This window comes from Bacteroides sp. HPS0048 (assembly GCF_964240755.1).
In the GTDB taxonomy this organism is placed as follows: domain Bacteria; phylum Bacteroidota; class Bacteroidia; order Bacteroidales; family Bacteroidaceae; genus Bacteroides; species Bacteroides nordii.
In genome coordinates, this window is sequence record NZ_CAXSVC010000012.1 from 22,461 (window position 1) to 35,228 (window position 12,768).

Sequence of the window (12,768 nt, forward strand, 5' to 3'; positions counted from 1 at the left end):
AAATTATATGAATAGAATCTTCTATCTATTTATTTTTTTGTGTTGCCTTTCTTATGGTGTTTGGGGGCAAAATGCAAAAAACTATTCATTGAACGGAAAAGTTTTTGATACATCCGGTGAAACGATTGTTGGTGCAAATATTAAAATAAAAGGAGCCGATAGCGGAACGATTACTGACCTGGATGGCAATTTCACTTTGCTGGTTCCCAGTAAAGAAACGATTCTGATTGTTTCGTTTATAGGTTATCAATCTCAGGAGATTCGATTGAAACCGGGAGAGAATAATTTAAAAATAGTGCTGAAGGATGATGCACAGCAACTGGATGAAATTGTAGTCATAGGATATGGAACACAGAAGAAATCTTCTTTGACCAGTTCGGTAGAAGTTGTGCGTAGTGATGATTTATTGCAGATGCCTACTATTAATATTGATGAGGCTTTGAGCGGACAGGTAGCCGGTTTGCAGGTAATGGCTACCAGTGGCGATCCAAGTACTGCAAAAGAATCGAATATACACATTCGTGGAATAAATGGTGCACCTCTGCTGGTTATTGACGGTGTCCCTCGTTTCGGAACAAATTCTTCTGAAGGCGAAATGCGTCTTTCTGATTTGAATCCGGATGATATTGAGAGTATTTCTGTACTGAAGGATGGTGCTGCCGCTGCTGTTTATGGAGCCCGTGCTGCCAATGGAGTTATTCTGGTTCAGACAAAACGTGCTGCCGGTAATCAGAAAATATCTGTGAATTACAGAGGGCAGTTTAATTTGCAGCAGGCAACTCGTTTGCCGGAATTTTTGAATGCGTATGAATATGCCAAATTGTATAATCGCGCAGTAGAGAATACGCCTTCTACTACTAATACTCCTTATACTGAAGAGCAGCTGGAAATGATTCGTACACATGCTAACCCTAATAAATATGGTGATGAAAATCTGATAGACTATCTTGATAAATTCGGTTATTCTACCATACATAGTGTGTCAGTTACTGGGGGAAATAGTTTTGTGAAGTATTACATGTCCGGTGGGTATACCAATACCAAAGGATTATATAGTGGGGTAGGACGTGATCGATTTAATTATTCCATGAAACTGGATGCAACTTTGCTGAAGGGACTTGTTTTATCATTGGATATGACTGGAACCCGTTCAGAGAATAAAAATACGAGTTATTCTACCATTGATGCAGCTTATAATTTTTCTCCGGTACAAACTTTACGGTATACCAATGGCGAACTTGCCAGTATCAGTGGTAGTAATCCCTTGGTTGCTGTTGATGGTTTGGGAGGATATATTCGGAATAAGATGAATATGGGTACTATAACCGCTTCTTTGAATTATGATGTACCATGGGTAAAAGGACTTTCTGCCTATTTACGTGCCACATTTGACAATAACAATTCCACTCAGAAAACATTTGATAGCCCTGTGACACTTTATTTGTATGATGAGCAAACGGGAGATATAACAGAAGATCCGTTAACTACCTATCCCAAAGCCAAGATAACATTAGAAGAAACCAATCGTTTTGTGGACAATAAGTTATTGGAATTTGGAGCAAATTATAATCATACTTTTGCTGGGAAACATGATGTTTCCGGATTGATAGTTGTTAATTATCAGGATTATAAAAATCGTTATCTTACCGGGAAAAATGAAGATATGCCGGGCATTTATCCGGAAATAATGGGAACTGCTACTTCAGCTAAACTAACAGGAAGTGAGGTTTACACGCAACGTGCTTCATTAATAGGTCGTGCTACTTATGGTTATGGTAACCGTTATTTTATCGAAGGCAGTTTCCGTGTCGATGGTTCCACTAAATTTCACCCTGATAATCGTTGGGGATTTTTCCCTACAGCTTCTGCCTCCTGGGTATTATCCAATGAAAGTTTTTTTAGAAACTGGGACCAACCCGTACTTTCAAATGTGAAATTCCGAGGTTCTGTTGGTGTCTTGGGCGATGATGGTTCAGTAGATAATTATTCTTATTTAATGAAATACATGTATGTGGTACGCCAGGGATATAATATCGGTGGAGGACTGAAACCGGGTATTGTTATGGATACCAGTAGCTTCCCGAATCCCGACTTGAAATGGGGGCGATCACGTACTTATAATTTAGCTACCGATCTTGGATTCTGGGGAAACCGTTTTGGGCTTTCTTTTGAATACTACTGGCGCTATAATACCAATATGATCACTATTGCTCCCTCTTATTTATATCCGCCTTCAACCGGAGTTGATAGTAATCCGCCCAATATGAATTTTGGTGAAATAAAGGCATGGGGATGGGATTTGACATTGTCTCACCGTAATACCATTCAAAAGGTGAAATATGATTTAACTCTTACGTTGGCACAAACGAGAGACAGGGTATTGGATTATGGAGATGAATCATCTATTGCCCCTAATCGTCGTCGTGTAGGTAAAAGTAGTATGGTTTGGTGGATGTATGAAGCTGACGGACTCTTTCAGACACAAGAGGAAATTGATAATTATGAACTGAATCAGGATGGACAGGGGAATGTGACACTTGGACCTGGTGATATTAAATACAAAGATCAGAATGGTGATGGCGAACTTACCGACTTGGATAAGATTGCGGTAAAGAATTCTTCTAATCCGGAAATGACGATGAGTTTACGCTTGGGCATTAAATATAAAGGTTTCTTTCTGAATGCTATGTTTCAGGGGGTATCCGGATATCAGCAACAGATAACGGAGTTGTATACATTACAAAATGGCAGTTTGCAACGTTTCCAAAAATATCATGTCGCCGACTCGTGGTCTGAAGACAATCCGAATGCTGTCTATCCGCGTATCAAGTTTGCCAATAAGAATGATAACAATCGAAAAGAATCAACTTTTTGGGTGAAAGATTGTGATTTTATTCGTTTGAAATCTCTGTCGTTAGGATATTCTTTTTCTGGAGAAACATTAAAGAAAATGAAACTCTCCTCAGCCAGTCTTTCTCTTCAGGGAAGTAACCTGTTTACGTGGTCTACATTGAAGGACATGGATCCGGAATCTCTACGTGGATATCCAATACAGCGCTCTTATGGTGTAACATTGAGTTTAGGTTTTTAAATAGAATATTTCACAATAAAAACAGAAAGAGTATGCAGTTGAGAAAATATATAATATCTTTTTTATTCTTAGGAGGGACGTTCGGTTTTTCCGGATGTGACGGTATATTCCGCGATGTTCCTAATGATAAATTATCTCAGGAATCTATCTGGGGAAGCCAGTTACTACTTGATGAATATGTACTACCATGGTATCGTAACATGAGTAATGGCTTTTCTGTTTATATGCCTTCCACTGCTCTCCTGAAAGGAGCATGCCGTGATTATCTTCCTTGGTATGGAGATCAGATTACTATTAGTAAATCAGACTGGTATAATACAGCGTATGGGGATATCTTGAAAAGTACTCCGGCCGAAGTAACACGTAGAGGACTTGTGAATTGGACCAATTACTATACACGTATTCAGTCTATTAATCTTTTGTTTGAAAATCAGGATAAGATTCGTAACGGTGATCATAAAAAGCGGGTGTTGGGTGAAGCACATTTCTTTCGTGCTTATTACTATTACATGTTGCTTCGGCAGTTTGGAGGTGTTTTGTTGTTAAAAAACAATTATGATCCTTTGTATGATGGTACAAAGTTTCCTCGTGCTTCTTATGAAGAGATGGTAAACTTTATTGCCGAAGAGGCTGACTTGGCTGCTTCTCTTTTATCTGAGAAATTGGAGACTTCCGATATCGGACGTGCTACCAGAGGAGCTGCTTTGATGTTAAAGGCTAAAACTTATTTTTGGGCAGCCAGCAAAATATATCAGAATCAGGAGAAGTCATACCTCGGATTTCCGGATGATCGTTCGGATGCTATGTTGACAGCGGCAGCCAAGGCGTATGATGAACTGATGAAGTTGCCTTATTCGTTGATACAGATTACCGGATCAACACAAGATCAGATAAAGGAGCAGTATCGACAGATCTTTTTAACAAAGAATAGTCAGGAATCAATTTGGGAAGTACAGCACTCTAACGATGGTGATTTCTCGAATGGATTCGGACATAAGCTCGACCGGGAGTCGGTTTCACCTTATTATGGAGGAACGGTGGCTGCTTATTCGCCTACCCAGAACCATGTAGATGAATATGGTATGCGTGATGGTAAAGCGTATGATGCCAAACATCCGTATGATAATCGGGATTATCGTTTTTATGCAAATGTGTTGTATGATGGTTGTACTTTCCGAGGACGCGTGATGGAGATTCATTATAATAAAGTAAACGGCAAAGAAGTGGCGGGTGAAGATTTGACACCGTATGGAACTTCTGAAACGGCTGCTGTAACAAAAACCGGTTATTATTTAGGAAAGTTTGTAGATGAAACTCAGAAGATCGATAATGATGAGTCTTATGCGAGTAAGCAGAACTACATCATCTGGCGTTATGCAGAAGTGTTATTGGATTATGCCGAAATAGATTTTTTACAGAATCGGGTGGATGATGCATTAGATAAAGTAAATCAGATTCGCCGTCGTGTTCATATGGATGAATTGCCGAGTCTTACTTGGGAGCAACTGGTGAATGAACGTCGTGTAGAAATGGCTTTTGAAGAAACGACTTATTGGGATTTGCTTCGTTGGGGAGTTGCTGTCGAAAAGATGAGTGGTGCTACCAATCCGTTAAAGGCTATGAAGATAGTAAAAGAAGAAGGAAAAGACCCTGTTTATCAGATTTCAAATATGAACAAATATCCTAAGCGTGTACGTGAGTTCCGTCAGATGCAGTATTACTTGCCGATACCATGGGACGAAGTACGTTATCATGGCATTGAGCAAAATCCCGAGTGGTATGAAGTTTAATACAAATCAATAACATTATTAACTAAAAAGAAAATTGTATGAGAAGGAAAATTACGACATTATTAATGGCTTTTGGAGCAATATTATTTGCAAATGCGCAAGAGTATAATTTGTTTGATCCTGCTGATGTTGATGCAAATGGTTGGATTTGGTTTGACACACAAGAGAAGATAGATAAGTACATCGGTCAGGCAAATAATGAGGATGGAAAGATAGATCCGGATGGGAAGATTATCCAATTAATCTGTGCGGACTTTGGAGATTATGAGGATACTACTGTTGATTCAGAAGTAAAAGGAGCTGGTACAGATAAAGAAATTGGAGGAGAAAAAGCAAAGACGGGTGCTATTGTTACGGCGAGCTCCAGTGCGGGTATGACTGCAAATGGTGGTGGATTTGTTGTACGTATGCCGTCATGTGTCTCTTTTAACTTATTTGTATCAAGTGGAGTGACAACTTATGTTCGTATGCTAGGAACTACAGATCAAAGCAAAAGCTTTAAAGACTATTCGATTGTTTCGGCTGCTTTTACAACCATATTTAAGCCATTAATGAGTGGTGGTGGTCAGAAAGAGTGGACTCAGATTGAGACTTTAGATAATGGGGATGAACCTCATTTTAAGTTAAAATCGGATGCTCCTATGTATGCACGATTCGAATCATTAACGAAAGCCCCTCTTTACATCCATGGTATGAAAGTACTAACTTCTACCAAACCGACCGGTATCTACAATCAATCTGCTAATGCTGAAATAGCATTTGATGGTACTGTGTTGTCTTTAGGTGAGGTTGCCGATATACAGATTTACACTACTGCCGGCACATTGGCTGCATCCGCTACCACAAATGAGATGAACCTGTCTCCTTTGGAAAAAGGTATCTATGTAGTGAAAGCAAAAATGGGCACTACCGAACGAACTAAGAAGATCGTTATCCGTTGATAATTTTATAGGGAAGCGTTTGCTTATTTTCATCCTTTTGATGAGATAGCGACTGCTTCCCTCTTTTTATTTACTATAATAATGTAAAACGATGAAGAGATATATTATTCTTTGGTTCGTTGTTTTATTCTTTCCGATCCTGTTGTCGGCTGCCGAAAAGAATAAGGGTGAGTTGAGCAATCTGGTTTGTTTTCTGAGTTTTGCTGATGAAGAGAACGATGAGCAATTTGACAAGCCCATCAGTTACTATGAAGCGATGTTTAATGCTGATGCTGCAGGAGTAAATTCGGTATATAACTATTTTCGTGAAGCTTCCTATGACCAGCTTTTCTGGAAAAGTGCTTTCTTCCCGAAAGCGAATGGTGCGCAGATTCTTTCTTATAGAGCAAAAAATGAACGTGGATATTATCGAGAGAAAGGTAGTATCAATGAACAAGGATATAGCAATGAAACCGAGAAAGCTGCACGCGAACAGGCTCTGATAAAAGAGCTGGCTGCTTATCTCTCTGAGAATCTACCTGATGATATAGTGATCGATGCCAACAATGATGGATTGCTTGATAATATCTGTATTATTGTAAGTGGGAATTCAGAATTGGGTGGCAGGCATTTACTTTGGCCGCACCGTTCGGATTTGGCATTGCCCGATGAGAAAGCTATTTATGTAAAAAACAAAAAGATAGTAGGTTATCTAATGGTATTTAATGATGCCAACGGGTGGAGTTCTTTGAGTCCTGTACCTTTGAATACAGGTGTGCTTTGTCATGAAATGTCTCACACATTAGGTACTTATGACCTTTATCATGTGAATGACGATCTGAATCCGGTAGGGGTGTGGGATCTGATGTCCGACAACCTGAAGACTCCCCAGCAGATGAGTGCATATACCAAATACCGTTACTGTAAATGGATTGACGAAATTCCCGAAATATCCACTCCGGGTACGTATACGTTGAATCCTGTGGGAGGTAGTAGTAAAGAGAATATTGCCTATAAAATAAATCCTACCGGTTCCGATGAATATTTTATTGTAGAGTATCGGAAAAAAGCCGGGACTTTTGATATTGGTCTGCCTTCCTCAGGTTTACTGGTTTATCGTATTAACCCTAATGTGACAGGTGGAAATCTGAACTATAATGGAACTACTCGTTTGGACGAACAATACCTTTTCCGTCCGGGAGGAACAACCAAACTTGATGGTGACATAAGCAAAGCAGCTTTCAGTGCTGAAAGCGGACGTACTTCTTTGGGTGGAACTGCTGATTTTAAGCCTTTCTATAGTGATGGGAAAGAGGCTAAATTCGCGTTGGCGAATATATCTTCTTGTGGCGAGACGATCTCTTTTGATTTGCTGGAGCTGATGCCTCAGATTTATATCCCGAAACCGGATGTAACTTTGGGTGGTACTGCTGAGAGTACTGTTGAAGTGAACGTTGAGGCAGATGTTGCCTGGAAGGCTGTAGATATACCCGATTGGCTGACCGTTACCCCTCTTCAGGGTGAAGCGGGTAAGTCGACTCTCATTTTGCAGGCTAAATCTGCGAATGAAAATGCACAGCTGCGCACTGCTGTCTTTTATTTACAAGGAGTGGAGGATGCTTCTATTACCGCTTCAATAAATGTTTCACAGCGTTCCAATCTTATACAGTCCCCCTCTGCTTTGACAGCCAAAGTGGAAGGAAATGCCGTTGTTTTGTCATGGGTAGCTCCACACGAAGGTACTCCCGCTCTGGTGGAAGATTTTGAAGATTCGCAGAGTCTGGCTAAGTGGACAATAAAGAATGAAGGTGACCGGGGATGGGTATGGAAAAAGTCTGAAAAATATGCAGAGCCCTATACCGGAAACTATTCAATGCGCCTGTTAGACGCCTGGGAGGATATCCATCAGGATGAATTTCTGATATCTCCTTCTTTTTCAAAAGGTAAGTCGCTGACGTTTTATTCTAAGTCTACAGCTCCTCAGAAGAATAACCCCGCTAATTTTTATTATGTAGAAGTGAGTTCGGATGGGGGTACAACCTGGGAGAAAATATGGGATTTGAAAACAGATTGTTCCGTTGTGAATAAATATACCCGGGTTGATATCGACTTATCTCCTTATATGTCTGATGATATGAAAATCGCTTTTCATGCATATGATACCAATCAGATGGGGCTGTCTTACTGGTGGCATGTAGACGACGTTGCTGTTTATCCGCAGGTAGAGCATTCCATCATAACCGGTTATGCGATTTATAGAAACGGAGAGAAGATTGGCACTGCCACAACTTCTGCTTTTACAGATACCGCTCCGCTTTCCGGAGAAAACGTATATACCGTTCGCGCTGAAGGCTCTTTTGGCGATACGCCGGATTCTGAATCGGTAACGGTTTCGTATACAGGGACAGGTATCTGTACTCCTTCTGCTTCATTGTCAGAGGTAACTATGTCGTACCGGCAAGGCGTGCTTCATCTGGAAAGTGAGAATGCAATCAAGAATTTAGCCATGTATTCTCTTGATGGAAAACCGGTATTGAATATTGCTCCCGGAAGGAAATCTTATGATGCTGATGTGCGACATTTAGCTACCGGAATGTATATTGCTTACGTGCTGACAGAAGGTGGTAGTCGTCCGTCGATATTAAAGTTGTTGATAGAATAACTCTCTCTTATATAAGTTTCTCTCTCATCTTCCATTGTTTGAATGTTGCTACTTATCAGCTGTTTGAATGGTGGAAGATGTTTTATTTTCATATGAAAACACTTTGTTTCTTTATATTGAGAAAACTTTCTCAACCTATAGATACACTTTGAGACATACTGGAAAGTTTTTATTATAAAAACATGGTCTGCCATGCAACCTTTCGCATACTGTTTGCGTCTTATAGATATTACAAACTACTTAAATGAAAAAAATATGAATATGAGAGGATTTATTGGAATGATTACTTTGTTCTCATTCTTGCTGACTACAACAACAGCTTGTTCCCAAATTAACCGTGTAAAAGCAAACGGAACGTATAAAACAAAAAATATCAAAATCGGAAGTTTCGACAAGATAAACCTTCAGGGGAGTCCGACAGTTATTTATACGCAGTCTACTGATAATAAATCAACTTTAGAGATTTACGGCTCGGATAATATTCTCAACCTGGTAGAGTGTACAGTATCTGATGGTACACTGTTTGTCTCTTTCAAGAAAGGTACAAATATTGAGTTTGGTAAAGAGGGAAGATTAAAAATAATGGCTTCCAGCCCCATGTTGAAAGATGTGTTATTGCAAGGATCAGGAGATGTAGTCTTAAATAATAAAGTGAAATCAGATCGTCTATCCCTTACTCTGAAAGGTTCCGGAGATATCAATGCCGGGGAAATCGTTTGTACGAATGCTTTTTCGGCAACTCTGCAAGGTTCCGGTGACATTTCTGTCAAAAACAGTATCAATGCAGGGAATGTAGATTTGAATTTATCCGGCTCTGGTGATCTGGATATATATAACCTGACGGCTAAGTCTACTACGGCAATTCTCCGTGGATCAGGAGACCTGAAGGTGAAAGGTACCAATGTAGCTGGGGATGTAACAGTCAACCTGTCCGGTTCCGGTGATCTGGATTTTGTGGGAATACAGGGAGAGACCGTAAAGGCTGAATTGCAAGGTTCCGGTGATTTGAAGGTAGCGGGTACGGCAGAACGGGCTGTATTATCATTACGCAATTCTGGCGATCTGAATGCGAAAGACCTGAAAGCTGTTGATGTAGATGCGAGTGTAAACGGCTCCGGTTCTATTTCCTGTTATGTTTCCGGTACGCTGAAATGCAATATATCCGGAAGTGGTGATATTGGCTATAAAGGTAGTCCGGTTAATATCCAATCGAACGGTAAACGCAATCCGCACAAATTGTAAGACGAATGTCTGGATAACTTAAATATCTGAATATTAGCCGTCGTGAGACGGCTTTTTTTATACCAAACTTTGGTTAGTCACAAAAAATGTTTTATCTTTGCGCCCGATTTATAGAAAATATAATGTCTTATTTAATTAAAGTATCTCAAAACAATTAATTATTAATGGAAAACTTAAAGAACGTTGCTCCTGTTGAAGACTTCAACTGGGATGCGTATGAAAATGGCGAATCATTCGCCGGCGCCAGCCAAGAGGAACTCGAAAAAGCTTATGACAGTACGCTTAACAAAGTGAACGACCGTGAGGTTGTTGACGGAACTGTAATCGCAATGAACAAGCGTGAAGTCGTTGTGAACATCGGTTACAAATCAGACGGTATCATTCCTTTGAATGAATTCCGTTACAATCCTGACTTGAAAATTGGTGATACTGTAGAAGTATACATCGAAAATCAGGAAGACAAAAAAGGACAGTTGGTTCTGTCTCACAGAAAAGCTCGTGCTACCCGTTCTTGGGATCGCGTTAATGCTGCTCTGGAAAACGAAGAAATTATCAAGGGTTACATCAAGTGCCGCACTAAGGGTGGTATGATCGTAGACGTATTCGGTATCGAAGCATTCTTGCCGGGGTCTCAGATCGACGTTAAACCGATCCGCGACTATGATGTATTCGTTGGAAAAACAATGGAATTCAAAGTTGTTAAAATCAACCAGGAATTCAAAAACGTTGTTGTATCTCACAAAGCTCTTATCGAAGCTGAACTGGAACAACAGAAGAAAGAAATTATCGGTAAGCTTGAAAAAGGACAAGTTCTTGAAGGAACCGTTAAAAACATCACTTCTTATGGTGTATTCATCGACCTGGGTGGCGTAGACGGATTGATCCACATCACTGACCTTTCATGGGGCCGCGTAAGCGATCCGAAAGAGGTGGTTGAACTCGATCAGAAGCTCAACGTTGTTATCCTCGACTTCGATGACGAAAAGAAACGTATTGCTTTGGGTCTGAAACAACTTACTCCGCACCCATGGGATGCACTTGATCCTAACTTGAAGGTCGGTGATCACGTGAAGGGTAAAGTAGTTGTTATGGCTGACTACGGTGCATTCATTGAAATCGCTGCCGGTGTTGAAGGTCTGATCCATGTATCTGAAATGTCATGGTCACAGCACTTGCGTTCTGCTCAGGACTTCATGAAGGTGGGCGACGAAGTAGAAGCTGTTGTATTGACTCTGGACCGTGAAGAACGTAAAATGTCTTTGGGTATCAAACAATTGAAACAAGATCCATGGGAAACTATTGAAGATAAGTATCCTGTAGGTTCTAAGCATACTGCAAAAGTTCGTAACTTCACTAACTTCGGTGTATTTGTAGAAATCGAAGAAGGTGTTGACGGATTGATCCACATCTCTGACCTGTCTTGGACTAAGAAGGTAAAACACCCATCAGAATTTACTCAGATTGGTGCTGATATCGAAGTTCAGGTATTGGAAATCGACAAAGAAAACCGTCGTTTGAGCCTTGGCCACAAACAACTCGAAGAAAATCCTTGGGATGTATTCGAAACAGTATTTACTGTAGGTTCAGTACACGAAGGAACAATCATCGAAATGTTGGATAAGGGCGCTGTAGTTGCTCTGCCTTATGGTGTTGAAGGTTTCGCTACTCCGAAACACCTTGTTAAGGAAGATGGTTCGCAGGCTCAGTTGGACGAGAAACTTGAGTTCAAGGTAATCGAGTTCAACAAGGATGCTAAGAGAATCATTCTGTCTCACAGCCGTATCTTTGAAGATGTTGCTAAGGCAGAAGAAAGAGCTGAAAAGAAAGCTGCTTCTAATGCAAAGAAGACTTCTGCTAAGAAAGAAGATGCTCCGATGATTCAGAACCAGGCTGCTTCTACAACTCTGGGTGACATCGATGCTTTGGCTGCTTTGAAAGAACAGCTGGAAGGTAAGAATTAATTCGATTAATTCTATAATATTTTTAGAAAGGGTATCAGTTCGCTGATACCCTTTTTCTTTTTATCTTTGTATTAAAACAAAAATAAGCTGCACCCTGGCATAAAAAATGAACAGGTTCATTTTATTCTGCTCTCGGTTTGCATTATCTTTGTCTCTGTTATGGAGAAATTTGAATTACATATATTGGGCTGTGGCTCTGCGTTGCCTACTACGCGCCATTTTGCGACTTCACAGGTAGTAAACCTGCGTGATAAACTTTTTATGATAGATTGTGGCGAAGGGGCACAGATGCAACTTCGTAAATCCCGGTTGAAGTTTTCCCGGTTGAATCACATCTTTATTTCTCATTTGCATGGCGATCATTGTTTTGGCCTGATGGGGCTTATTTCTACTTTCGGACTGTTAGGACGTACGGCAGAACTCCATATTCATTCTCCTAAAGGGCTGGAAGAATTGTTTTCTCCACTACTGGCCTTTTTCTGTAAGAACATGAGTTATCAGGTTGTTTTTCATGAATTTGATACGAAAGAGCCTGTGTTGATCTATGAAGATCGCTCCATGACTGTTACAACAATTCCTTTACAACACCGCATTCCTTGTTGCGGTTTCCTGTTTGCTGAGAAACCTCGTCCCAATCATATCATCAGGGAGATGATTGATTTCTACCAGGTACCGGTCTACGAACTGAACCGCATTAAGAATGGGGCTGATTTTGTGACTCCGGAAGGAGAAGTGATAGCCAATGATCGTCTTACACGTCCTTCTGAGCCCGTTCGGAAATATGCCTATTGTTCCGATACTATTTATCGGAAAGAGATAGCCCGGCAGATTGCGGGTGTTGATCTCCTGTTTCATGAAGCTACATTTGCTCAAATAGATTTGGCCAGAGCCAAAGAAACCTTTCATACTACTGCTTCCCAGGCAGCCCGGCTCGCTCTGGATGCAGGAGTAAAGCAACTTGTCATCGGGCACTTTTCGGCACGTTATGAGAATGAACAGGTTTTGCTGGAAGAAGCCGCTACTGTTTTTCCAAATACTATCCTGGCTAAGGAGAACCTTTGCATCAATCTGTGACAACTTTCAGGCGTAAAGTTTGTTTTAT

The 12,768-nt window shown here is 40.5% G+C and carries 7 protein-coding genes; all 7 read left to right on the forward strand.

Annotation, left to right across the window (positions count from 1 at the left end; translation table 11 throughout):
* Positions 1-7 precede the first annotated feature (7 nt).
* The 7 genes from ACESQI_RS11335 to ACESQI_RS11365 all read left to right on the forward strand — a co-directional run bounded on the left by ACESQI_RS11335 (position 8) and on the right by ACESQI_RS11365 (position 12,740).
* The gene (locus ACESQI_RS11335) at positions 8-3,091 is read left to right on the forward strand and encodes a TonB-dependent receptor (protein ID WP_223381915.1); all 3,084 of its coding nucleotides are present in this window, start codon (positions 8-10) and stop codon (positions 3,089-3,091) included.
* A 32-nt stretch (positions 3,092-3,123) separates the two neighbouring features.
* Positions 3,124-4,881, forward strand: coding sequence for a RagB/SusD family nutrient uptake outer membrane protein (locus tag ACESQI_RS11340; RefSeq protein ID WP_263666635.1), 1,758 nt, complete (start codon positions 3,124-3,126; stop codon positions 4,879-4,881).
* 38 nt (positions 4,882-4,919) lie between these two features.
* Positions 4,920-5,822, forward strand: coding sequence for a T9SS type A sorting domain-containing protein (locus ACESQI_RS11345; RefSeq protein WP_002559564.1), 903 nt, complete (start codon positions 4,920-4,922; stop codon positions 5,820-5,822).
* Positions 5,823-5,913: 91 nt separating this feature from the next.
* A complete protein-coding gene (locus ACESQI_RS11350) occupies positions 5,914-8,463 on the forward strand; it encodes a M6 family metalloprotease domain-containing protein (protein ID WP_373126107.1) in 2,550 nt (849 codons plus the stop codon).
* A gap of 261 nt (positions 8,464-8,724) precedes the next feature.
* Positions 8,725-9,705 carry a head GIN domain-containing protein gene (locus tag ACESQI_RS11355; protein ID WP_373126109.1) on the forward strand — a complete coding sequence of 327 codons (981 nt, stop codon included), beginning with the start codon at positions 8,725-8,727 and terminating at the stop codon, positions 9,703-9,705.
* A 164-nt stretch (positions 9,706-9,869) separates the two neighbouring features.
* On the forward strand, positions 9,870-11,666 hold the full coding sequence (rpsA, locus tag ACESQI_RS11360) for a 30S ribosomal protein S1 (RefSeq protein WP_002559567.1): 1,797 nt from the start codon (positions 9,870-9,872) through the stop codon (positions 11,664-11,666).
* Positions 11,667-11,825: 159 nt separating this feature from the next.
* Positions 11,826-12,740, forward strand: a complete 915-nt coding sequence (locus ACESQI_RS11365) for a ribonuclease Z (RefSeq protein WP_373126110.1) — start codon at positions 11,826-11,828, stop codon at positions 12,738-12,740.
* Positions 12,741-12,768 lie beyond the last annotated feature (28 nt).